Below are 23,672 nucleotides of genomic sequence, written 5' to 3'. Positions count from 1 at the left end.
AGGCCTGTAGGAGCGGGCTTGCCCGCGAAGAAGCCACCAGCCACTGCTCAGGCACACAACCGAAGTGCCTGCTCAATATCAGCAAGCAGATCATCGACATCTTCCAACCCCACCGACAACCGCACCAACCCTTCGGAAATCCCGTGATGGGCACGCTCCTCTGGGGTGTAGCTGGAGTGGGTCATGCTGGCCGGATGCTGGGCCAGCGACTCGGCATCGCCCAGGCTCACGGCCCGGCTGAACAGTTGCAGGGCATTCATGAAACGCCTGCCAGCCTCGATGCCACCCTTGAGTTCAAAGGCGATCATCCCGCCCGGCTGGCGCATTTGCCGCTGTGCCAGCGCGTACTGAGGAAAGCTCGGCAGCCCTGGATAATGCAGCAGCTCCACCTGGGGCTGCTCTTGCAGATACGCCGCCACCTGCCGAGCATTGGCGCAATGCCGATCCATGCGCAGGGCCAGGGTCTTGATACCGCGCATCAGCAGCGAAGCATCGTGCGGCGACAGCACCGCGCCGGTCATGTCCTTGAGCCCTTCCAGGCGAATACGATCGACCAGCGCCTTGCGCCCGACCACCAGCCCAGCGGTGATATCGCCATGGCCGCTGAGGTATTTGGTGGCCGAATGCACCACCAGGTCAGCGCCCAGCTCCAGCGGGCGCTGTAGATAAGGCGTGCAGTAAGTATTGTCGACCACCACCCGAATGTCATGGCCAGCAGCGGCCGCCACCACTGCAGCGATATCGACCAACTGCATATTGGGGTTGGCCGGCGACTCGAAGTAGATCATTCGCGTCTTCGGCGTGATCGCGGCGTTGAGCGCCTGTAGATCGGTGAGATCCACATGCTGCACCTTGACCCCAAATTCGCCGATACCGTGATGCAAATAGGCAAAGGTACAGCCATACAGCGTGCGCCCGACGATCAGCTCATCGCCAGGGCGCAGCAAGGTCCACAACGTTGAAGTGATCGCGCCCATCCCCGAGGCCAAGGCCAGCCCCGCCTCGCCGCCCTCCAGCGAAGCCATGCGCTGCTCCAGCAGGGCCAGGGTCGGGTTGGAAATGCGGCTGTAAAAGTACCCCGGCTCGTCGCCGGCGAAGCAGGCAGCGCCGTATTCAACAGTGGGGAAGGCATAGGTCGCGGTTTGATACACCGGCGGTACCAGCGCGCCACCGTGGGAAAGCGGGTCATAACCGTGGTGGATCGCTCGCGTGGAAAACCCTGAATTATTGTTGGAGTCGCGCATGGCAACAGCCTCGTGTGGTTTGTTATAAGCTTATGCCAACGAGCTGCCGGGATTTTTCCAAAGTTGCCCACGCAAGCGGGTGCTTCTTGGAACAAAAACAACAATTAGCCACCCTGGAGGGCAAGTCATGCCTTCGACTCTCGACCGCACCGACCGCGCCCTGCTCGCGGCCCTGCAAGACAACGCCCGCCTCACCGTTTCCGAACTCGCCGACCAGGTCGCGTTAACTACCTCGCCGTGCTGGCGGCGAGTCAAACTGCTCGAAGACAACGGCTTTATCACCGGCTATCAGGCCATTCTCTCGCCCAAGTCACTGGGTTTTGGCGTGACCGCCTTCGTCAGCATCATGATGGATTCGCACACCAAGGAAATCGCCCTGGCGTTTGAAAAGCGGCTGCTGGAAATTCCCGAAATCGTCGCCTGCCATAACATTTCCGGGCGCTATGATTTTTTGCTGGAGATCCTCGCGCGGGACTTGGAGTCGTTTGGCGAGTTCACCCGGGAAGTGCTGCAGCGGTTGCCGGGGGTGAAGGAGATTTATTCGAGTTTTTCTTATAAAGCGGTCAAGGAAAGACGTGTGATCCCCGTGTCGGAAAAGCACATCTAGAACGTTTTTGAATCAACCTACGCAAACGTCAAAAACCACCTACAGCCGACTCAGCCCTCGAAAGCTGTTCCCTCTGCGCGTTTCAAGCAAACATCAATACCTGCAATTGCGCTAGCAGCGGACTGACTCTCCCTGCACATCGCTTGTCGTCACTTACGCAGGTAAATATTCATGGCCGCCTACCTACCCCGGCACATCACCAGCAAACTGGCAGGGCACACATTCGAAAGTTTCGAGCAATATTCCATGGCCTTCTGGATGGCGATTGCCGAAGACCCGGTCTACTCCCAGCAGTTCATCAGTGCTCAGCTGCATCGAATCAAACAAGGCTGGCCACCCCGTGCGCCGTTCAAGGACACCGCAAAGGGGCTGCGCTCCTATGAGATCCGCCACCTCGACCCACCCGAGTTTGGCGGCTCGCTGTATGACGCATACAACCTGAGGGTCATGAGCGCTCTGCAATTTGCGCTTTCGTCGGAGGTTCCGTGGTGATCCTTGATAGAACCAGCCTCGCTGATTACAGCTATGGAGAGTTCAAGGCGCTGGTCGAGGAGTTGATCCAGGCCGCCGGGACGCGCGCCTGGCAGGACCGTTTGCTTGAGCATTTCATTGAGCTGGTGGGACACCCATCCGGCTCCGACCTGATCTACAACCCGGCCTCGGGGAAGGATGAAAGCGCTGAGCAGATTGTCCAGCGTGTAATTGGCTGGCGGACGGCAGAGGGGCTTGTGAGCCTGCGCGACATGTCATGACGCTGCATAAACCGCCGAAGCGCACTGCCACCATGTCGTCAGTTTTGGGGCCGCCTTGCGGCCCTTCGCGGGCAAGCCCGCTCCCACAGGGATAGCGCTGCTCCTAGGATCGGCGCTATCCCTGTGGGAGCGGGCTTGCCCGCGAAGGGCTGCAAAGCAGCCCCAACAGCTGTAGCGCTAGCGATCAGATCGCGCCGCGCTGGCGCAACACGTCCAGCACTTGCTTGACGCCTTCTTCAACACTGCTGTTCTGGGTATCGATCACCAGGTCGGCATCCAGCGGTACATCGAACGGGAAGCTTTCACCCGGAATGTTGTCGCCACCGGCAGCGTACAGGCCTTGCGGGTCGCGCTCGCGGCAGGCAATCGGCGATGCCTGTACGTACACGGTCACCAGGCGTTCTTTGCCGATCAGTGCCTTGGCCTGTTCGCGGCCTTCGGCATCCGGTGCGACGAAGGCGGCCAGGGTCAGCAGGCCGGCTTCGTTGAACTGGCGCGCGACGTGGGCGGCGCGGCGCCAGTTCTCGGTGCGACCGGCGCGGTCCTGTGGCAGACCTTTGTTCAGGTCATGACGCAGGTTCTGGCCATCGAGCACATACACCGCACGGCCCATGTCGAACAGCTTGCGCTCAACGGCATAGGCCAGGGTGCTCTTGCCAGCGCCAGAGAGGCCGCTGAACAGCACGGTAGCCGGCTGCTGACCGAAGCGCAGGGCGCGCTCTTCGGTGGCAACGTGGGCCAACTTGCCATGCTGGCCGGTGCTGCCATGCGGCAGCACTGGCGGGGCGATGATCATGCCGGCGCCAACGGTGCCGTTGGTCAGGCGGTCGATGACGATGAACGCACCGGTGGTGCGGTTGCTGTCGTAGCCGTCCAGCGCGATAGCGGCGTCGAGGCTGACCTTGACCTGGCCGATCTCGTTCAGCTGCAGCGCGCTAGCGGCGCCCTTCTCGAGGGTGTTCACATCGACCTTGTGGGTGATGCTGGCAATCGAGCCGGGTACGTAGCTGGTGGCACGCTTGATGTCGTATTTCTTGCCTGGGAGCATCGGCTCTTCAGCCATCCACACCAGCATGGCGTCGAACTGATCGGTCACCGGTGGGACGTTGTCGGCATGCACCAGCAGGTCGCCACGGGAGATGTCGATCTCGTCTTCCATGGTCAGGGTCACGGCCTGGCCTGGCCCTGCGTTTTCCAGCTCACCTTCGTAGGTGACGATCGACTTGACCCGGCTGCTCTTGCCCGACGGCAGCACGACGATTTCATCGCCCTTGTGCACTACGCCGCTGGCCAGGGTGCCGGCAAAGCCGCGGAAGTTCAGGTTCGGCCGGTTGACGTACTGCACCGGGAAGCGCAGGTCGGTGAAGTTGCGGTCGGCGGCAACTTCAACGGTCTCGAGGATTTCCATCAACGCCGGGCCCGTATACCACGGCGAACGCTCGCTGCGGTTGACCACGTTGTCGCCCTTGAGCGCCGACATTGGCACGAAGTGCAGGCTGCTCGGCGTCAGGTTGATGGCCTCGGCAAACTTCAGGTAGTCGGCCTTGATCGACTCGAACACGCCTTCATCGAAGCCCTTGAGGTCCATCTTGTTGACCGCAACGACGATGTGCTTGATGCCCAGCAACGAGGCAATGTAGCTGTGTCGGCGGGTCTGGGTCTGCACGCCGTAACGGGCGTCGACCAGGATGATCGCCAGATCGCAAGTCGAGGCGCCGGTGGCCATGTTACGGGTGTACTGCTCGTGGCCGGGGGTGTCGGCGATGATGAACTTGCGTTTGGCGGTGGAGAAATAGCGGTAGGCGACATCGATGGTGATGCCCTGCTCACGCTCGGCCTGCAGACCATCGACCAGCAGCGCCAGGTCGACTTCTTCGCCGGTGGTGCCGGACTTCTTCGAGTCACGGGTGATGGCTTCGAGGTGGTCCTCGTAAATCATCTTGGAGTCGTGCAGCAGGCGCCCGATCAGGGTGCTCTTGCCATCATCGACGTTGCCGCAGGTGAGGAAACGCAGCAGTTCCTTGCGCTCGTGCTGGGCCAGGTAGGCGAGGATGTCCTCGCTGATCAGATCAGATTGGTGCGACATGGAGTAACCCTGAAATTAGAAGTAGCCTTGGCGTTTCTTGTCTTCCATGGAACCGGCGCCATCGTGGTCGATGACACGGCCCTGGCGTTCGGACGTTCGGGTCAGGAGCATTTCCTGAATGATGTCCGTCAGGGTCTCGGCTTCCGACTCGACAGCACCCGTCAACGGGTAGCAGCCAAGGGTACGGAAACGCACCTTCTTCTTGACGATGCGCGCTTTCTCTTCCTCGGAGAGGTGCTCGAGGATGCGCTCGTCGTCGATCATGATCAGGGTGCCGTTCTTCTCGATGACGTCGCGCTCGGCGGCGAAGTACAGCGGCACGATTGGGATGCCTTCGAGGTAGATGTACTGCCAGATGTCCAGTTCGGTCCAGTTCGACAGAGGGAAGACGCGGATCGACTCGCCCTTGTTGACCTTGCCGTTGTAGACGTTCCACAGCTCCGGACGCTGGTTTTTCGGATCCCAGCGGTGCTTGCTGTCACGGAACGAATAGACCCGCTCCTTGGCCCGCGACTTCTCTTCGTCACGGCGCGCACCACCGAAGGCGGCGTCGAAGCCGTACTTGTCCAGTGCCTGCTTGAGGCCCTGGGTTTTCATGATGTCGGTGTGCTTGGAGCTGCCATGGGTGAACGGGTTGATGCCCTGCGCCACACCCTCAGGGTTGACGTGGGTGATCAGCTCCAGGCCCATTTCCTCGACCATCTTGTCGCGGAAGCTGTACATCTCCTGGAATTTCCACTGGGTGTCGACGTGCATCACCGGAAACGGCAGCTTGCCCGGGAAAAAGGCCTTGCGCGCCAGGTGCAGCATCACGGCGGAGTCCTTGCCGATCGAGTACAGCATCACCGGGTTGTCGAACTCGGCGGCCACCTCGCGGATGATGTGGATGCTTTCCGCCTCCAGCTGTTTCAAGTGCGTCAGTTTGTCGACCATGGCTACTCACGTAAAACGATACGATCTTATGGACGGCCAAGCGGGCCGTGTTCGAGCGAGCCACTTTATCACAGCACCTGATTCTATTTAGGAGGCTGGCTAGATCGAAACAATCTAACCATATGACTGGGGGTTTGGGCCGCGTCCGGCCTGCTGTGCAGGCCATCGCAGGCAAGCCAGCGGCTACAGGACCGATGAGCCGCAAAGCGGCCCAACTCTCGATCAGATCGGATTAGGGCAATCGATGAACAGATGCTCCACAGCAAACCGCCGTGCCAGGTAATCGCCCAGCGCCTGCACGCCATACCGCTCGGTCGCATGGTGCCCGGCCGCGATGAAGCTGATGCCATTCTCGCGAGCGCTGTGGAAGGTCTGCTCGGAAGCTTCACCGCTCAAAAACAGATCGACACCCTCGGCAATCGCCGTGTCGATGTAGCCCTGGCCGCCGCCTGTGCACCAGCCAATGCGTCGCACCAATTGATCACCCTCGATCAACAGCGGCTCACGGCCCAACGCTTCCTGCACTCGCCGGGCAAAGTCGCGTGCCGACATCGCCTCACTCAGCGAGCCGACCATGCCCACCACCTTCGGGTTGTTCGGATCCAGCGGCCCTTCGACGGTAATCCCCAGCTGGTGCGCCAACTGCACGTTGTTGCCCACCTCCGGATGCACATCCAGCGGCAGGTGAAACGCCAGCAGGCTGATGTCATGCTTGAGCAAGGTCTTCAACCGGCGCTGCTTGATGCCGGTGATGCACGGGTTCTCGCCTTTCCAGAAATAACCGTGATGGACCAGGACCAGATCCGCTTGCGCCTCGACGGCAGCATCGAGCAACGCCTGGCTGGCAGTGACGCCTGTGACGATCCGGCTGACCTGCGGCCGCCCCTCGACCTGCAGGCCGTTGGGGCAGTAATCCTGGATCTTGGCGCTGGACAGGTAGCGCTCGGCTTCCTCGACCAGGGTGCTGAGGGCGACGGCCATGGAAAATCTCCTCGAAATCTGCACATTCGGCGGGCGCAACGCCCGTATAATGGCCGCCATTATGGGCCGTCGCCGGACGCGGGGAAACCGGCGATAGTCGCCTGGGGCATATGGCAATCGCGGGGCAAGCCCGCACCCACGGATCAGCGCGGCCTGCGTAGGAGCGGGCTTGACCCGCGATTGCAGCCGTCGCCGAGCATACTTTTGACGTGTATGATCGCGCGCGCTTGCATCCCGGCCCGCTCTGCAACGGCCCTTGCCCCACTCCCAGGATTCATTCGATGCTCAAGGTTCTGCGTTACTTTGGCTGGCCACTGCTTACCGGCATATTGATTGCCCTACTGGTGATCCAGCGCTTCCCCGAATGGGTCGGCCTGCCCAGCCAGGACGTCAACCTGCAACAAGCACCGCAAACCACGCGGATCATGCAGGGCCCGGTGTCGTATGCCGACGCGGTGACCCTGGCCGCCCCGGCGGTGGTCAACCTGTACACCACCAAGGTGGTGAACAAGAGCGCCCACCCGCTGTTCGAAGACCCGCAGTTCCGCCGTTTCTTCGGCGACAACCTGCCCAAACAGCGCCGTTGGGAGTCGAGCCTGGGTTCGGCCGTAATCATGAGCCCCGAGGGCTACCTGCTGACCAACAACCACGTCACCAGCGGCGCCGACCAGATCGTCGTGGCCCTCAAGGATGGCCGCGAAACCCTGGCGCGGGTGATCGGCAGCGACCCGGAAACCGACCTCGCGGTGCTGAAGATCGACCTCAAGAGCCTGCCGGCGATCACCATCGGCCGCTCCGACAACATTCACATTGGCGACGTCTCGCTGGCCATCGGCAACCCGTTCGGCGTCGGCCAGACCGTGACCATGGGCATCATCAGCGCCACCGGCCGTAACCAGCTGGGGCTGAACAACTACGAAGACTTCATCCAGACCGACGCCGCCATCAACCCAGGCAACTCCGGTGGTGCGCTGGTCGATGCCAACGGCAACCTGATCGGGATCAACACGGCGATCTTCTCCAAATCTGGCGGCTCGCAGGGCATTGGTTTCGCCATTCCGGTCAAGCTGGCGCTGGAGGTGATGAAGTCGATCATCGAGCACGGCCAGGTGATCCGTGGCTGGCTGGGTATCGAAGTACAACCGCTGAGCCAGGAGCTGGCCGAGTCGTTTGGCCTTGAGGGGCGGCCAGGGATTGTCGTGGCGGGGATCTTCCGCGATGGCCCGGCGCAGCGCGCAGGCTTGCAGCTCGGTGACGTGATTCTGAGCATCAATGGCGAACCGGCCGGCGATGGCCGCAAATCGATGAACCAGGTGGCGAGGATCAAGCCGACCGACAAGGTCGCCATCGAGGTGATTCGCAATGGCCAGCAGCTCAAGCTGATTGCCGAGGTAGGGTTGCGGCCGCCACCGGCGCCGGTGGCCAAAACCGAGGAGAAGTGAGGTTCAGTCTAGGTAGAGTTTCAGCCTAGCCAGCGAACCTTGTGGGAGCGGGCTTGCCCCGCGATAGCGTTAGTTTGATCGGACGCTATCGCGGGTCAAGCCCGCTCCCACGAGGGCGTTTTATCAGTGCAGGATCTGGCTCAAGAACAGCTTGGTCCGATCACTGCGCGGCCGGTCGAAGAAATCATCCGGCGCCGCCTGTTCGACGATCTCGCCCTTGTCCATGAAGATCACCCGGTTCGCCACGGTCCGGGCAAAGCCCATCTCGTGGGTCACGCAGAGCATGGTCATGCCGTCTTCAGCCAGGCCGACCATGGTATCGAGCACTTCCTTGACCATCTCCGGATCGAGCGCCGACGTCGGCTCATCGAACAGCATGATCTTCGGCTTCATGCACAGCGCCCGGGCAATCGCCACCCGCTGCTGCTGGCCACCGGACAACTGCCCCGGAAACTTGTGCGCCTGCTCGGGAATCCGCACCCGCTCAAGGTAGTGCATGGCGATTTCCTCGGCCTTGCGCTTGGGCATCTTGCGCACCCACATCGGCGCCAGGGTGCAGTTCTGCAGAATGGTCAGGTGCGGGAACAGGTTGAAGTGCTGGAACACCATGCCCACCTCGCGGCGGATCGCTTCGATCTGCTTGAGGTCGTTGGTCAGCTCGACGCCATCGACCACGATACGCCCCTGCTGATGCTCTTCCAGGCGGTTGAGGCAGCGGATGGTGGTCGACTTGCCCGAGCCAGACGGGCCGCACAGGACGATACGCTCGCCTTGGCGCACATTCAGGTTGATGTCCTTGAGTACATGGAACTGGCCGTACCATTTGTTCACGCCCTGCATCTGGATGATGCCTTCGGGGCCAGCAGGCTGCTTGATCGCTTCACTCATATGCAAACTCCTAACGCTTGTGGCCAGTGTCCAGCTTGTGCTCCAGATGCATGGAGTAGCGGGACATACCGAAACAGAAAATCCAGAACACCAGGGCCGCGAACACATAGCCCTCGGTCGCCATGCCCAGCCAGGCCGGGTCGGCCGCCGCCTGCTTGACGCTGTTGAGCAGGTCGAACAGGCCGATGATGATCACCAGGCTCGTGTCCTTGAACAGGGCAATGAAGGTGTTGACGATGCCGGGGATAACCAGCTTGAGCGCCTGCGGCAGGATCACCAGGCCCATCGCCCGCCAGTAACCCAGGCCCATCGCCGCAGCGGCCTCGTACTGGCCCTTGGGAATCGCCTGCAAGCCCCCGCGCACCACCTCGGCGATGTACGCCGACTGGAACAGGATCACCCCGATCATCGCCCGCAGCAGCTTGTCGAAACTCATGCCCTCGGGCAGGAACAGCGGCAGCATCACCGACGACATGAACAGCACGGTAATCAGCGGCACGCCGCGCCAGAACTCGATGAAGGTCACACAGACCACCTTCACCGCCGGCATGTGCGAGCGTCGGCCCAATGCCAGCAAGATGCCCAACGGCAACGCGCCGACAATTCCGACAGTGGCGATCACCAGGGTCAGCATCAAGCCGCCCCATTGGCTGGTCGGCACCGTCGCCAGGCCCAGGCTACCGCCATGCAGCAGCACATAGGCGACGATGGGGTACAGGACCAGGAAGCCCAGGCCGTAGATGGCCTTGCGCGGGAAGCGACTGATAAACAGCGGCGCTGCGCCGATCACCGCCAGCCATACCGTCAGGTCGACGCGCCAGCGCAGTTCGCTGGGGTAGTAGCCATACATGAACTGGCCGAAGCGCTGCTGGATGAACACCCAGCAAGCGCCTTCCTTGGTGCAGTCGGCACGGGTGGTACCGACCCAGTTGGCGTCGATCAGCGACCACTGCAACAGCGGCGGCACGATCAACCACACCAGGTAAAGGGCGAACAGGGTCAGCAGGGTGTTAAGCCAGCTGGAGAACAGATTGGCACGCATCCATGCGAGCACGCCGACGGTTTTCACCGGTGGCGGCATATCGGGTTTGAAAACATGGGCATTCACGGGCGTATCCTCACCGCTCGATCAGCGCAATGCGCTTGTTGTACCAGTTCATCAGCAGCGAAATGCTGATGCTGATGGCGAGATAGACACTCATGGTGATGGCAATCACCTCGATGGCCTGGCCGGTCTGGTTGAGCACGGTACCGGCGAACAGCGAGACCATCTCCGGATAGCCGATACCGGCGGCCAGGGACGAGTTCTTCGCCAGGTTCAGGTACTGGCTGGTCAGTGGCGGAATGATCACCCGCAGGGCCTGGGGAATGATCACCTTGCGCAGGGTCGGGCCCTCGCGCAGGCCAAGCGAACGCGCAGCTTCGGTCTGGCCATGGCTGACCGAACGGATCCCTGAGCGCACGATCTCGGCAATGAAGGCTGCGGTATAGATGGTCAGCGCCAGGGTCAATGCCAGCAACTCCGGGATCAGCACCCAGCCGCCAACGAAGTTGAAACCCTTGAGCTGCGGCACTTCCCAGTGCACCGGGCTACCGAACAGCAGCGCGCACACGCCAGGAATGCCCAGCAATAGCAGCAAACCCACCCAGAACTTGTGAAACGGCTCGCCAGTCTCGTCGAACCGTTTGTTGGCATGTCGCACCATCAGCACCACCGCGACGATCGCCAGCAGCACCGCGGCAACGAACGGCCAGAACCCGTCCGCCATGGACGCGCCGGGCATGTTCAGGCCGCGGTTGCTGATAAAGAACATGTCGTCGATGTTGATGCTGCCACGGGGTCCGGGCAGGGTCAGGAACACCGCGAAGTACCAGAACAGGATCTGCAACAGCGGCGGAATGTTGCGGAAGGTCTCCACATACACGGTCGCCAGCTTGTTGATCATCCAGTTCGGCGATAGCCGCGCCACGCCGACGATAAAACCCAGCAAAGTCGCCAGGATGATGCCGATGAAGGTCACCAGCAGGGTGTTGAGCAGGCCAATGACGAACACCCGCGCATAGCTGTCCGACTCCACGTAGGGAATCAGGTGCTGGGCGATGCCGAAGCCGGCACTGCGTTCGAGGAAGTCAAAGCCCGAGGTGATGCCACGGTGCTGCAGGTTGGTCTGGGTATTGTGGAACAGGTACCAACCCAGACCGACCACCAATGCCACCGTGACGATCTGGAACAGCCACGCACGCACACGTGGATCGCTCAGGGAAAACCCCTTTTGTGCGCCGATTTGATTTTGCATGAAGTGCCCCGGAAAAAAGGGATCAGAACAGCCTGCGGCGGCGGAATGCCACCGCAGGGTGCAGCCATCAGCGCACAGGTGGCGCGTACTGGATGCCGCCGTTGTTCCACAGGGCGTTCAAGCCACGATCGATTTGCAGGGGGGTGCTTTTGCCCAGGTTCTTCTCGAACACTTCGCCGTAGTTACCCACTTGCTTGACGATCTGTACGACCCAGTCCTTGGGCAGCTTGAGGTCCTTGCCGTATTCGCCGTCAGCGCCGAGCAGACGGGCGTTGTCCGGGTTCTTGCCCGACTTGGCTTCGGCCTCGACGTTCTTCGAGGTGATGCCCGCCTCTTCCGCGTTGAGCATGGCGAACAAGGTCCACTTGACGATGCTGAACCACTCTTCATCGCCTTTGCGTACCACAGGGCCCAGAGGCTCCTTGGAAATGGTTTCCGGCAGTACCACGTACTCGGTGGGTGCAGCCAGCTTGGAGCGCTGCGCGTAGAGCTGCGACTTGTCCGAAGTAAGCACGTCGCAACGGCCGGATTCGAGCGACTTGGCGCTCTCGTCGGAGGTGTCGAAGGTGATCGGGGTGTACTTCAGGCCATTGGCACGGAAGTAGTCGGAGACGTTCAGCTCGGTGGTGGTACCGGCCTGGATACACACGGTAGCGCCGTCGAGCTCCTTGGCACTGGAGACGCCGAGCTTCTTGTTGACCAGGAAGCCGATGCCGTCGTAGTAGGTAACACCGGCAAATACCAGGCCCATGCCGGCATCGCGCGAGCTGGTCCAGGTGGTGTTGCGCGAGAGTACGTCGACTTCGCCGGACTGCAGCGCGGTGAAGCGCTCCTTGGCATTGAGCTGGCTGAACTTGACCTTGGTGGCGTCGCCGAACACGGCGGCGGCAACGGCGCGGCAGACATCGGCGTCGATACCGACGATGTTGCCTTTGGCATCAGGTACCGAGAAGCCCGGAAGACCATCGCTCACGCCACACTGGACGAAGCCCTTCTTCTTTACCGCATCGAGGGTAGCGCCGGCCTGGGCGAAACTGGTGGCGCCCAGCGCGGCGGCAGCGGTCAGGACTGCCAGGGTGGTTTTCAACATCTTCATTCACAACCTCCAAATCGCTCTTGTTGTATCGAGCCGGAATTGCACCGCACCCTTATGAGGCGCATCCGACCCTTGTTGGCTTGTTTTTGGGTCAATTGGCGCAATGAGCTGTTCTATGACAGCCTTTGTATCCGTACGAGGGGTGTTACCGGCATGGGGCCATCCCTTCGCATCACTCGATTCATAGCAAAGCGCGTACCACAGTCGAAGGCTTAAGCGTTTAAGCGGTAGTCAAGTAGGAAAAGTTGTAGAGTTGCGACATCTATTTCTGGCATTCACTACAGATGCCTTCTTTTTACGCACCACTTAAGCCAGCGCGCACACTTTCGGAGCAGTCATGACCCAACCGCTGATTCTCGAACCGCAAAATACCGCCGACGCCTGTGTGATCTGGTTGCACGGACTGGGGGCCGACCGTTACGACTTCCTACCGGTGGCCGAATTTCTTCAAGAGCGCCTGCTCAGTACCCGCTTCGTCATGCCTCAGGCCCCGACCCGCCCGGTGACCATCAACGGCGGCTATCAGATGCCTAGCTGGTACGATATCAAGGCCATGACTCCAGCCCGCGCCATTGACGAGGCGCAGCTGGATGAATCGGCCGAGCAGGTGATCGAACTGATCAAGGCCGAGCAAGCCAAGGGCATCAACCTGGCGCGGATCATCCTCGCCGGTTTCTCCCAGGGTGGCGCGGTGGTTCTGCACACTGCCTATATAAAGTGGCAAGAAGCACTGGGCGGCGTGATTGCCCTGTCCACCTATGCCCCGACCTTCAGCGAAGGCCATCAGCTCAGCGCCTGCCAACAGCGCACCCCGGCCCTGTGCCTGCATGGCGTGCATGACCCGGTGGTGATCCCGTCCATGGGCCGCACGGCCTTCGAATACCTCAACAGCTGGGGCGTCGCCGCGCGCTGGCATGAATACCCGATGGAGCACAAGGTGGCCGTGGCAGAGCTGTCCGACATCCACGACTGGCTGAGTGAACGCCTGCGCTGAGTCCGCCCGTATGTAGTTGGCTGTGCATTGCGCTACGCCGCGCCCGGTTCTTGCATTACACTGCCGGGCGTACATTCCTTAACCAATTGATGAGACGACCGTGCTCAAGGCACTTAAAAAAATATTCGGCAAGGGAGACGCCGCGCCTCAGGCCGTCGCACCCGATGCCCGCGTGATCACGCCCGCGCCCGCGGTCCAACCGCCGGCACCCCAGGCCCAGCCCAGCGCCAAAGCGCCAGCTCCAGCGCCTGCCAGCCCTCGCGTCGACAAGCCCGTACCGGACAAGCCGCGCCGCGAGCGCAAACCCAAGCCACAAGCCAGCCTGTGGAAACCAGAAGACTTCGTCGTCGAGCCACAAGAAGGCAAGACCCGCTTCCATGACTTCAAGCTCTCCAACGAGCTGATGCATGCCATCCAGGACCTGGGCTTCCCCTACTGCACCCCCATCCAGGCCCAAGTGCTGGGTTACACCCTGCGCGGCCAGGACGCCATTGGTCGGGCGCAGACCGGCACCGGCAAGACCGCCGCGTTCCTGATCTCGATCATTTCCCAACTGCAGCAGACCCCGGCGCCTAAAGAGCGCTACATGGGCGAGCCGCGCGCGCTGATCATCGCCCCAACCCGTGAGCTGGTGGTACAGATCGCCAAGGACGCCGTGGCGCTGACCAAGTACAGCGGCCTGAACGTGATGACCTTCGTCGGCGGCATGGACTTCGACAAGCAGCTCAAGGCCCTCGAAGCGCGTCACTGCGACATCCTGGTGGCCACGCCAGGGCGCCTGCTGGACTTCCACCAGCGCGGCGAAGTGCACCTGGACATGGTCGAGGTGATGGTGCTCGACGAAGCCGACCGCATGCTCGACATGGGCTTCATCCCCCAGGTGCGGCAGATCATCCGCCAGACCCCACCCAAGAGCGAGCGCCAGACCCTACTGTTCTCGGCGACCTTCACCGACGATGTGATGAACCTGGCCAAGCAGTGGACGACCAACCCTGCGATCGTCGAGATCGAGCCGGAGAACGTTGCCAGCGAGACCGTCGAGCAGCACGTCTATGCCGTGGCCGGCAGCGACAAGTACAAGCTGCTGTACAACCTGGTGACCCAGCAGAAGTGGGAACGGGTGATGGTCTTTGCCAACCGCAAGGACGAAGTGCGGCGCATCGAAGAGCGCCTGGTGCGCGACGGCATCAACGCCGCCCAGTTGTCCGGTGACGTGCCGCAGCACAAGCGCATTCGTACCCTGGAAAACTTCCGAGAGGGGCGCATCACCGTACTGGTCGCCACCGACGTGGCCGGGCGTGGGATTCACATCGATGGCATCAGCCACGTGATCAACTTCACCCTGCCGGAAGATCCGGATGACTACGTGCACCGCATTGGCCGTACCGGCCGCGCCGGGGCTGCGGGTGTGTCGATCAGCTTTGCCGGTGAAGATGATTCGTATCAGTTGCCAGCGATCGAAGAGCTGCTGGGGCGCAAGATCAAGTGCGAGATGCCGCCTGACGAGTTGCTGCAAGCAGTACCGCGCAAGCATCATTGATCACACAAGCTCGACTATCGCAGAACAACTGCTGATTGATTGAGCTAGCAGGGACGCTGTGGGAGCGGGCTTGCCCGCGAAGAGGCCACTAGCAGCGCTATCTAGGTACGGCGAGGGCTTCGCCCTCGTTCGCGGGCAAGCCCGCTCCCACAGGGTAAGCCTGATCACACAAGGGTCGACAGGCCATCCTGCGACTGCCCGCGTAGCTATTGCCAGCGCTCGGCAGCATCCTGATCCGACTGCCTGCCCTCGACCCAGCGCGGCCCGTCCTGGGTGTTTTCCTTCTTCCAGAACGGCGCCCGGGTCTTTAGGTAATCCATGATGAAGTTGCAGGCATCGAATGCTGCCAGCCGATGCGCACTGGCCACACCGACGAACACGATCGGCTCGCCCGGCTCCAGCCCGCCAATACGATGCAGCACCTCGACCTTCAATAACGGCCAACGCTGCTCGGCCTCGACGACGATCTTGGCCAAAGCCTTCTCGGTCATGCCCGGATAATGCTCCAGGAACATCCCGGCCACATCCCGGCCATCATTGAAATCGCGCACATAACCGACAAAGCCGACCACCGCCCCGACCCCGACGTTGGCGGCATGCATGGCGTTGACCTCGGCGCCCGGATCGAACGCCTGCTCCTGCACTCTAACCGCCATGCTCAGCCTCCGGTCACCGGTGGGAAGAACGCCACTTCGTCGCCCTCTGCCAACGGCTCGTCGAGCCGGCACAGATCCTGGTTACGCGCGCACATCAGGTTCTGCTCGGCCAGCACCTGGTAATCATCGCCCTTCGCCAGCAAGGCGTCGCGCACATCGGCAATCGTCGCGAAATCGCCTTCCAGCGGCTCGCCATCACGCCCCAGTTGCTCACGATAGCGAGCGAAATACACCACTTGGACTTTCATCACGCCTGCACCTGATAGTGGCCGCTCTTGCCGCCGATTTTTTCCAAGAGGCGCACCTGCTCGATGACCATGCCCTTATCCACTGCCTTGCACATGTCATAGATAGTCAGCGCCGCAACGCTGGCGGCAGTCAGTGCTTCCATCTCCACTCCGGTCTGCCCGGCCAGCTTGCAGCGGGCGACGATACGCACTGCATCGGTACCTTCGGCGCTGAGCTCGACCTTGACGCTGGTGAGCATCAGGGGATGGCAAAGCGGGATCAGCTCGCTGGTCTTTTTCGCCGCCTGGATACCGGCAATCCGCGCCACGGCGAACACATCGCCCTTGGGGTGCTCGCCGTCGACGATCATTTGCAGGGTCTGCGGTAACATGCGCACGCGCGCTTCGGCCACCGCTTCGCGTTCTGTCACGGCTTTTTCAGTGACGTCGACCATGTTGGCGCGCCCCTGGGAATCGAGATGAGTCAGCACTGCTCTGCTCCTGGGAAGGGAGCGATCAGTGTAAACCTGCCGGTCAGGTTTACGCAGCGAAAAAAGCCGGGCGGATGGTGATGGGGTTATGCAGCGGGCAACCGGCTGGCGTTGTAGCGACTTCATCGAGGGGCAAGCCCGCTCCCACAAGAGCGGTGCAGCCCTGTTGGAGTGAGCTTGCCCCGCGATGAAGCCCCTACAGCCACCTATCTACAGGTGCGACTCAGCGTACTCAGCCAGTACCGAACGAGGCACACCCTGCAGGGTGATGTGCACGCCATGCGGGAAGTCCTTGAAGCGCTCGGTCAAGTAGGTCAACCCAGAACTGGTCGCCGACAGGTAAGGCGTATCGATCTGCGCCAGGTTGCCCAGGCACACCACCTTGGACCCTGCCCCCGCGCGGGTGATGATGGTCTTCATCTGGTGCGGGGTAAGGTTCTGGCATTCATCGATCAGGATCAGGCTCTGCTGGAAGCTACGACCGCGAATGTAGTTCAGCGACTTGAACTGCAGCGGCACCCGCTCAAGGATGTACTCGACGCTGCCATGGGTGCTCTCATCGTCCATGTGCAAGGCTTCAAGGTTGTCGGTGATCGCCCCCAGCCAAGGCTCCATCTTCTCCGCCTCGGTGCCTGGCAGGAAGCCAATCTCCTGGTCCAGCCCCTGCACGCTGCGGGTGGCGATGATGCGCCGGTAGCGCTTGCTGACCATGGTCTGTTCGATAGCCGCAGCCAAGGCCAGGATGGTCTTGCCGGAACCGGCGGCGCCAGTCAGGTTGACCAGGTGAATATCCGGATCGAGCAAGGCGAACAGCGCCAGGCTCTGATGGATGTCACGCGGTTTCAGCCCCCAGGCCTCCTGGTGCAGCAGCGGCTCCTGGTGCAGGTCGAGCAATAGCAGCTCATCGTTACGGATGCCCTTGATCCAACCCACGAAGCCCTGCTCATCGATGATGAACTCGTTGACGTGCACCGCCGGCAGGTTGTCGGTCAGCTGCACCCGATGCCAGGTGCGGCCGCGCTCCTGACGGGTCTCGACCTTGCTGACCCGGTCCCAGAACGATCCGCTGACCGAGTGATAGCCCTTGGACAGCAATGACACGTCGTCGACCAACTGGTCGGTGCTGTAGTCCTCGGCGGCAATCCCGCAAGCGCGCGCCTTCAGGCGCATGTTGATGTCCTTGGTCACCAGCACCACGTCCAGGTCGGATCGTTTAGCGCGCAGTTCCAGAAGCTGGTTGATGATGATGTTGTCGGCCAGGTTCTCTGGCAGCAGACGGTTGGGCTCGCTACGCGGGCTCATCAGGATGGACAAAAAACCTTTCGGTCCGCTCTTGCCACGCTGGATCGGCACACCCTGTTCGACATCACTGGGCGAGGCGTCACCGAGGGTTTGATCGATCAGCCGGATCGCCTGGCGGCATTCGGCGGCGATGGTGTGTTTACCGGTCTTGAGCTTGTCGAGTTCCTCCAGCACCGTCATCGGAATGGCGACGTGGTGCTCCTCGAAGTTGAGTAATGCGTTGGGATCGTGAATCAGGACGTTGGTATCGAGCACATAGAGGATCGGCTGGGTGGAGGAAGGGTTGCGTCCATGGTCATCCATACTCGGGCACCTTGTGTCAGAACCACGCGGCGCGTAACCGCTGCGCCGCAGAGTGACGCCGTTCTCCCCGTATCCGCGTCGTTACGGGCGGGAAGCGCACCTGGCAAAGGAGGGTCTGGATGACGCCACCTGTGCTGCAGGAATCGGCTGTCTGGTTCTTTCATACCGCAAAAACCATGAACAAAAAAAGCTTTTTTACGTCCCGATGAAGTTTATTTTTCCGAATGGCTAACGCGCCTTGGCTGGCTGCCATCGGGGGACTAAAGTCAAAGATCAAGCCCTATGCTTTTCGCGGGGTAGGTTGCCGCCTAGCGTGATGCAGGGGGGCCATCCTGGTGCGCATACGCCTGGCAATCCTCCCAGCCGATGCCACTTTGACCGGTGTTGTGCAGCAGCCACTGCACCGCCTGCTGGGCCTTGGGCTGATTGTCGTGCAATTGAATCACCCCTTTGCGCCACAACAGCATCAGGGTTACCACGCGCTGGGCGGATTGCTCGGCAGTCAAGGCCGTGTCATCCAATGCATCGATATCCCACAGCGACACCTGCAGCCCCTGGCTGGCCATGAACGCCTCGCCATCGGCGCGGCGGTGGCCATAGGGCGGACGGAACAACGGCACGTACTGCTCGGGCAAATCCGCCTGGACCCGCGCCTGACTGCGGCGCAGCGAGTCTTGCCAGTCCTGCCACTGCGCATGCGAGCGGTACTCCCACCCCTGAATGCCTACGCATTGCCCGGCATATAGCTCGCCGAGCGAACTGGCGGCGGCGTCGCGACGTTGTTGCAGGCGATTACCCAAGACAAAGAAGGTGCCGCCCAGCTTCTGCCGGCGCAAATAGTCGGTCAGGCTGTCGGTGCTGCTGCCTTCGGCGCCGGGGCCACCAACGAAGGTCAGCAAGAACATCCGGTCATTGAGCTCATCGCCATTGCGCTCGCGGCTGGAGAGGCGCTCGATCTCGCTGCTGGTCTGCGGGAACAACGCTGCCTTGCGCAATTGCTCATCCAGATAGCGTACATGGAACTGCCGGCTCGGCTCGATCCAACCGGTATAGAACTCGCCGACATCAGCGTTGAACGTGACGGCTTGAGTGCGAAGTTCGGCCATCGACTCGACCGGGTAGCAGAACGAGGCATCCTGCTCGCAACTGCGCTGGGCCTGCTGATAGTTCTGCCACAGCCGCTGCCACATCCGCGCCCGCACCGCACGAATCACCGTCAAATTGACCTGCCTGAGCTTGAGCCGCGCAGCCAGCGCCGGCTCATCGAGCATTTCACTTTCTTGCAGCACTTGGGCAAATGACAGGATCTCGGCACGCGAAGCGACATCGAACAGCGCCGGGCTGTCCAGTTGCTCAGGCCACAGGCTGCGGTCCAGGCTGGCTTGAATCGGTGGGGCGGCCTGCACGGCCAGGCTGAACCAGCCTGCCAGCAAGGCTAAGGCAATGCGCACGATCGGACTCTCCGCAAATCCCGTTCAATCATGAGCCGCACTATAACGCGAGCCTCGCCGATGTTCTGTGACTATCGTCGGCATAGTTTGGACTTACCCCGGCCAGCCCGTAGAATCCGCCTCTACGATTCAAGGAGCCGACCTGATGCTGACGGTGATTTCCCCCGCCAAGACCCTCGATTACGACACCCCTGCGGTGACCCAGCGCTTCACCCTGCCGCAGTACCTGGACGACTCGCAGGAGCTGATCACCCAGCTGCGCGAGCTGAGCCCTGCGCAAATCAGCGAGTTGATGCACCTGTCGGACAAACTCTCCGGCCTCAACGCTGCACGCTTCGGCAGCTGGACCCCAGACTTCAGCCCAGCCAACGCCAAGCAGGCGCTGCTGGCGTTCAAGGGTGACGTGTACACCGGGCTCGACGCCGAAAGCCTCAGCGAAGACGACTTCAGCTATGCCCAGCAGCACCTGCGCATGCTCTCCGGCCTGTATGGCCTGCTGCGCCCGCTCGACTTGATGCAGCCCTACCGCCTGGAGATGGGCACCAAGCTGGCCAACGCCCGCGGTAAAGACCTCTACGCCTTCTGGGGCACGCGGATCAGCGAATGGCTGAACCAGGCCCTGGCCGAGCAAGGCGATGACGTGCTGCTCAACCTGGCCAGCAACGAGTACTTCAGCGCGGTCAAGCGCAACGCCTTGAATGCGCGGGTCATCAACGTCGACTTCAAGGACTGGAAAAACGGCCAGTACAAGATCATCAGCTTCTATGCCAAGAAGGCCCGGGGGATGATGAGCCGGTTCGTGATCCAGGAGCGGATCAACGATCCTGAGCAGCTTAAGCAGTTCGATGTGCAGGGGTACTACTACAGTGCCGAGCAGTCGAAGACGGATCATTTGGTGTTCTTGCGCGATCATTCAGAGTGAATGATCGCGGCACGAGATCAGGTTGTATCGTGCATCAGCATGTTGCTAAGCGGTAATACTGTCAGATCCCGCACAAGCGGGGTCTGAGGCGGCAGTCAGGACCACAACCGTGCTCTTTGTCTTTGCCGGCGATATCGCTGTAGCCCAGGCTGCCGGTGTCGAGCTTGAGGTTGCCGTTGACAGCGGCGATCAACGCGCCGTCGAGCTGGGTGTGGTCTTGGGTTCGGATGTCGACCTTGCTGGCACCAGTGATGCGGGTCTGGTTCTCGACCCATTCGGTCTTGCCTGAGGTTTGGCCATAGCCGACCGAGCCACTGACGCCCGCACCCGGCCCTACCGTGACCGTGGCGCTGAGGTCGAACTCCTTGCCCTTGACCTTGCCGGTATCGACGGCCGAGGCCACGCTCAGATCTCCGCCCACCTGGCCGATCACTTGGTCACCGCGCAACTGCGCGCCGGCGATGGTGGTGTCCTTGCCGCTGGTGAATTTCAGCTGGTCGCTGGCGTAGATGTAGGCCTCTTGGTGGCGCTGCGCTTCGCGCTCCAGATTGCCCTTGCCCAGGTTGACGCTGGCATAGATACCCAGGCCTTCCGATCCAACGGTAATTCCCACTTCACCGCCGCCACTGCGGCGGTTGTGTTCCTGGCTGCTGTCGTTTTGCGCAGCGCGGATGTTCAAGTCATTGCCCGCAGCCAGATCGATACCCCGCCCGGCCTGAACCCCACTGCCAATGATGTTCAAGTCGTTGCTGGCATCGAGCTTGACGTCGCGTCCGGCGTTGAGCTGGCTCGGCGTCGAGGTGCCTTGTGCGCTATCGGCGCTGGCGGCGCCATGGCTAGCGCCAATACCCAGTTTGAAGCCGCCACTGGTGCCGCCGTGCACGCCCCCCCAACTCTGCGACTGTTTGCTTTCCTGGCTAACGCTACCCTGGGCAACGTCAATGTCGATGTCTCGACCCTTGATGGCAGCCTTGCTGGCGCGCAGACGCAGGTCGTTCCCAGCAGCTAGGACGATGTCGTTGCCCGCGTCCAGTTCGCTGGCTACCTGACTCGCGCTGGTCTTGAGCTGGCTCTTGCCGCTCTTCGACAGCCCAAGGAATCCGGACTTGGTTTTCTTGCTGTATTCGCCGTGCTCTTCGACCCCAGAGAGCACCGCCACATCGCCCGTAGCTCCCACCATCAGGTCGCCGCCAGCCTTGAGCTGACTACCTATGACGCTCACATCGCGTCCGCCATCAAGATCTGATGGATCAACCTTCCGATGTATCGAGAATCAGCGGCGATTCCACCTACTACCATGGTCCCAGAATTTTGGAGGGCGTCGTTCTCTCTTTCCGACAGCCAACAGAAAAGGCCCACTAAAAGAATGGACTTTCGCGATCCGAATGAGACGCGCACCAAAACGGCCCGCCGCAGTGACATAAAACTGGCGCCAATCTTTCGTCTAGCAGATTGTTATCGCCAAACGCCATAAGACCGTTCGTACTTTTTTGACGAATTTTGAAAAAATTTTTCCGATACTGGCACAAAACCATCTCACCCCGTTTTCGCCCTTTATATATCGGGATGGCACTCGCCAGTGCCATCAATATGAAAGTATTTACGCCTGAAAAAATATTTAGAAATCATTCATTCTGCACGAACCCCCTCAGGAACTTCTGCTAGCCGCGGTCGCTCATAGCACCCGTAACGATTCACGAGCGTTGAACGTGAGAGATGACTTACAGATGACAACGGCAGGTATCTACACCCGCCCAGGAAAGTTCGACAGCGGCAATGGCACGCGCCACTAAGCCCTGTCACACGGAGGATAGACGCGCCCCCTTTAATCGTCCTAGTGGTTGATTTCAAAGGATTTATTCACTTGAAAAAACAAGCACAGCAGTTCGCCAAGTAGCGTTCTGCATTTAAGACGGCTGCATTTCAGGGCACGCCTTTTAATTATCGGCCTTTGACTGCCATTTAAGAGTGCACAACTTTTTGCACTCCGGATTTATTCATGCCTGCGTTCGGTGAAGTGTCTTTTCGCCATGGATCCGTGCGCCCGAATACTGCTGGTTAATCAACCCGGTCGGCTCTTCCGCTGAAGGGCTGGCGTGATAAACACACGAGGTGAATGCGATGCGTATCAGCATCTTTGGTTTGGGTTATGTGGGTGCAGTCTGTGCAGGTTGCCTGTCGGCACGGGGCCATGAAGTGATTGGTGTGGACGTGTCCGCCACCAAGATCGACCTGATCAACAAGGGCAAGTCGCCCATCGTCGAACCGGGTCTGGAAGAACTGCTGCAACAAGGCCTGGCCAATGGCCGCCTGCGTGGCACCACCGACTTCGCCGAGGCCATCCGTGCCAGCGACGTGTCGATGATCTGCGTCGGCACGCCGAGCAAGAAAAACGGCGACCTGGGCCTTGAGTACATCGAGTCGGTGTGCCGCGAGATCGGCTACGTACTGCGTGACACCAGCCGCCGCCACACCATCGTGGTGCGCAGCACCGTGTTGCCAGGCACCGTCAAGAACGTGGTGATCCCAATCCTGGAAGACTGCTCGGGCAAGAAAGCCGGGGTCGACTTCGGTGTGGCGGTCAACCCTGAGTTCCTGCGTGAAAGCACCGCGATCAAGGACTACGACCACCCACCAATGACCGTCATCGGCGAACTGGACAAGGCCAGCGGCGACGTTCTGCAAGCGCTGTACGAAGAGCTCGACGCCCCGGTGATCCGCAAGGACATCGCCGTGGCCGAGATGATCAAGTACACCTGCAACGTCTGGCACGCGACCAAGGTCACCTTCGCCAACGAGATCGGCAACATCGCCAAGGCGGTCGGCGTCGATGGTCGTGAAGTGATGGATGTGGTCTGCCAGGACAAAGTCCTCAACCTGTCGCAGTACTACATGCGCCCAGGCTTCGCCTTCGGCGGCTCGTGCCTGCCCAAGGACGTGCGCGCCCTCACCTACCGCGCCTCCAGCCTGGATGTGAAAGCGCCGCTGCTCGACTCGCTGATGCGCAGTAACGAATCGCAGGTGCAGAACGCCTTCGACATCATCGAAAGCCACGACAAACGCAAGATCGCTCTGCTCGGCCTGAGCTTCAAGGCTGGCACCGACGACCTGCGCGAGAGCCCCCTGGTCGAGTTGGCCGAGCGCCTGATCGGCAAGGGCTACGAGCTCAACATCTACGACCAGAACGTCGAGTACGCCCGAGTCCACGGCGCCAACAAAGACTACATCGAGTCGAAGATCCCGCACGTGTCCTCGCTGCTCAACGCCAACTTCGAGCAAGTGGTCAACGACGCCGAGATCATCATCCTGGGCAACCGCGACGAGCAGTTCCGTGCCCTGGCCGACCGCGCCCCGGAAGGCAAGCAAGTGATCGACCTGGTCGGTTTCATGAGCAAGCCGACCTGCTCCACCAGCCGCACCGAAGGCATCTGCTGGTAAGCCAGCCTGACGCGGGGCCGCA

21 protein-coding genes and 1 pseudogene are annotated in these 23,672 nt (G+C 61.0%); 8 read left to right on the top strand and 14 right to left on the bottom strand.

Annotation, left to right across the window (positions count from 1 at the left end):
- Positions 1-47: 47 nt before the first annotated feature.
- Positions 48-1,244 (bottom strand): methionine gamma-lyase, encoded by a 1,197-nt coding sequence (locus tag OIU19_RS19920; RefSeq protein ID WP_264236473.1) that lies wholly within the window; start codon positions 1,242-1,244, stop codon positions 48-50.
- 127 nt (positions 1,245-1,371) lie between these two features.
- Here OIU19_RS19920 and OIU19_RS19915 point away from each other — a divergent pair, with 127 nt between their 5' ends.
- The 3 genes from OIU19_RS19915 (at position 1,372) to OIU19_RS19905 (ending at position 2,603) form a co-directional block, all read left to right on the top strand.
- Complete coding sequence (locus OIU19_RS19915) at positions 1,372-1,851, top strand: Lrp/AsnC family transcriptional regulator (protein WP_264236472.1); 480 nt, start codon at positions 1,372-1,374, stop codon at positions 1,849-1,851.
- A 171-nt stretch (positions 1,852-2,022) separates the two neighbouring features.
- Entirely contained in the window at positions 2,023-2,343 is a 321-nt protein-coding gene (locus OIU19_RS19910) for a scaffold protein involved in DNA repair (RefSeq protein ID WP_264236471.1), read from the top strand.
- Positions 2,337-2,603: a bacteriocin immunity protein gene (locus tag OIU19_RS19905; RefSeq protein ID WP_264236470.1), complete on the top strand. Its 267-nt coding sequence runs from the start codon at positions 2,337-2,339 to the stop codon at positions 2,601-2,603. The genes OIU19_RS19910 and OIU19_RS19905 overlap by 7 nt, the downstream gene beginning before the upstream one ends.
- A 184-nt stretch (positions 2,604-2,787) precedes the next feature.
- Here OIU19_RS19905 and cysN read toward each other — a convergent pair whose 3' ends face one another.
- The 3 genes from cysN to OIU19_RS19890 all read right to left on the bottom strand — a co-directional run bounded on the left by cysN (position 2,788) and on the right by OIU19_RS19890 (position 6,603).
- Positions 2,788-4,689: a sulfate adenylyltransferase subunit CysN gene (gene cysN, locus OIU19_RS19900; RefSeq protein WP_264236469.1), complete on the bottom strand. Its 1,902-nt coding sequence runs from the start codon at positions 4,687-4,689 to the stop codon at positions 2,788-2,790.
- Between the two features lie 15 nt (positions 4,690-4,704).
- Positions 4,705-5,622, bottom strand: coding sequence for a sulfate adenylyltransferase subunit CysD (gene cysD / locus OIU19_RS19895; protein WP_264236468.1), 918 nt, complete (start codon positions 5,620-5,622; stop codon positions 4,705-4,707).
- Positions 5,623-5,844: 222 nt separating this feature from the next.
- Positions 5,845-6,603: a Nif3-like dinuclear metal center hexameric protein gene (locus OIU19_RS19890; RefSeq protein ID WP_264236467.1), complete on the bottom strand. Its 759-nt coding sequence runs from the start codon at positions 6,601-6,603 to the stop codon at positions 5,845-5,847.
- Positions 6,604-6,884: 281 nt separating this feature from the next.
- Here OIU19_RS19890 and algW point away from each other — a divergent pair, with 281 nt between their 5' ends.
- Complete coding sequence (algW, locus tag OIU19_RS19885; RefSeq protein WP_264236466.1) at positions 6,885-8,045, top strand: Do family serine endopeptidase AlgW; 1,161 nt, start codon at positions 6,885-6,887, stop codon at positions 8,043-8,045.
- Positions 8,046-8,168: 123 nt separating this feature from the next.
- Here the strand turns inward: algW and OIU19_RS19880 are convergent, their stop codons facing one another.
- From OIU19_RS19880 to OIU19_RS19865, 4 genes are all read right to left on the bottom strand, one after another.
- The gene (locus tag OIU19_RS19880) at positions 8,169-8,933 is read right to left on the bottom strand and encodes an amino acid ABC transporter ATP-binding protein (RefSeq protein WP_186553836.1); all 765 of its coding nucleotides are present in this window, start codon (positions 8,931-8,933) and stop codon (positions 8,169-8,171) included.
- A 10-nt stretch (positions 8,934-8,943) separates the two neighbouring features.
- Positions 8,944-10,041 carry an amino acid ABC transporter permease gene (locus OIU19_RS19875; RefSeq protein WP_186553835.1) on the bottom strand — a complete coding sequence of 366 codons (1,098 nt, stop codon included), beginning with the start codon at positions 10,039-10,041 and terminating at the stop codon, positions 8,944-8,946.
- A gap of 10 nt (positions 10,042-10,051) precedes the next feature.
- Positions 10,052-11,230, bottom strand: a complete 1,179-nt coding sequence (locus OIU19_RS19870; RefSeq protein ID WP_264236465.1) for an amino acid ABC transporter permease — start codon at positions 11,228-11,230, stop codon at positions 10,052-10,054.
- A gap of 67 nt (positions 11,231-11,297) precedes the next feature.
- On the bottom strand, positions 11,298-12,326 hold the full coding sequence (locus OIU19_RS19865) for an amino acid ABC transporter substrate-binding protein (RefSeq protein ID WP_186553833.1): 1,029 nt from the start codon (positions 12,324-12,326) through the stop codon (positions 11,298-11,300).
- A 337-nt stretch (positions 12,327-12,663) separates the two neighbouring features.
- Here OIU19_RS19865 and OIU19_RS19860 point away from each other — a divergent pair, with 337 nt between their 5' ends.
- The gene (locus OIU19_RS19860; RefSeq protein WP_264236464.1) at positions 12,664-13,320 is read left to right on the top strand and encodes an alpha/beta hydrolase; all 657 of its coding nucleotides are present in this window, start codon (positions 12,664-12,666) and stop codon (positions 13,318-13,320) included.
- Positions 13,321-13,420: 100 nt separating this feature from the next.
- Positions 13,421-14,860 (top strand): ATP-dependent RNA helicase RhlB, encoded by a 1,440-nt coding sequence (gene rhlB / locus OIU19_RS19855; RefSeq protein ID WP_264236463.1) that lies wholly within the window; start codon positions 13,421-13,423, stop codon positions 14,858-14,860.
- A 206-nt stretch (positions 14,861-15,066) separates the two neighbouring features.
- On the opposite strand, the gene moaE is transcribed toward rhlB, so the two are convergent.
- The 5 genes from moaE to OIU19_RS19830 all read right to left on the bottom strand — a co-directional run bounded on the left by moaE (position 15,067) and on the right by OIU19_RS19830 (position 19,290).
- Positions 15,067-15,516 (bottom strand): molybdopterin synthase catalytic subunit MoaE, encoded by a 450-nt coding sequence (gene moaE / locus OIU19_RS19850; protein ID WP_264236462.1) that lies wholly within the window; start codon positions 15,514-15,516, stop codon positions 15,067-15,069.
- Between the two features lie 2 nt (positions 15,517-15,518).
- Entirely contained in the window at positions 15,519-15,764 is a 246-nt protein-coding gene (locus OIU19_RS19845; RefSeq protein WP_264236461.1) for a MoaD/ThiS family protein, read from the bottom strand.
- On the bottom strand, positions 15,764-16,234 hold the full coding sequence (gene moaC / locus OIU19_RS19840) for a cyclic pyranopterin monophosphate synthase MoaC (protein ID WP_264236460.1): 471 nt from the start codon (positions 16,232-16,234) through the stop codon (positions 15,764-15,766). Before moaC ends, OIU19_RS19845 begins: the two co-directional genes overlap by 1 nt.
- Before the next feature lie 210 nt (positions 16,235-16,444).
- The gene (locus tag OIU19_RS19835) at positions 16,445-17,839 is read right to left on the bottom strand and encodes a PhoH family protein (RefSeq protein ID WP_186553827.1); all 1,395 of its coding nucleotides are present in this window, start codon (positions 17,837-17,839) and stop codon (positions 16,445-16,447) included.
- Positions 17,840-18,147: 308 nt separating this feature from the next.
- The gene (locus OIU19_RS19830) at positions 18,148-19,290 is read right to left on the bottom strand and encodes a polysaccharide deacetylase family protein (protein ID WP_264236459.1); all 1,143 of its coding nucleotides are present in this window, start codon (positions 19,288-19,290) and stop codon (positions 18,148-18,150) included.
- 145 nt (positions 19,291-19,435) lie between these two features.
- On the opposite strand from OIU19_RS19830, the gene yaaA reads away from it, so the two are divergent.
- Positions 19,436-20,212, top strand: coding sequence for a peroxide stress protein YaaA (gene yaaA, locus OIU19_RS19825; protein WP_264236458.1), 777 nt, complete (start codon positions 19,436-19,438; stop codon positions 20,210-20,212).
- A 106-nt stretch (positions 20,213-20,318) separates the two neighbouring features.
- Here the strand turns inward: yaaA and OIU19_RS19820 are convergent.
- Positions 20,319-21,452 (bottom strand): annotated as a pseudogene (locus OIU19_RS19820) (hemagglutinin repeat-containing protein); the annotation flags it as partial.
- An 881-nt stretch (positions 21,453-22,333) separates the two neighbouring features.
- Here OIU19_RS19820 and OIU19_RS19815 point away from each other — a divergent pair.
- Positions 22,334-23,650, top strand: a complete 1,317-nt coding sequence (locus tag OIU19_RS19815; protein WP_264236457.1) for a nucleotide sugar dehydrogenase — start codon at positions 22,334-22,336, stop codon at positions 23,648-23,650.
- The last annotated feature ends 22 nt before the right edge of the window (positions 23,651-23,672 follow it).

It is taken from the genome of Pseudomonas sp. BT-42-2 (assembly GCF_025847435.2).
In the GTDB taxonomy this organism is placed as follows: Bacteria; Pseudomonadota; Gammaproteobacteria; order Pseudomonadales; family Pseudomonadaceae; genus Aquipseudomonas; species Aquipseudomonas urmiensis.
The sequence above is the reverse complement of the archived record's forward strand: the minus strand, read 5'-3'. Positions and strand labels throughout refer to the sequence as shown.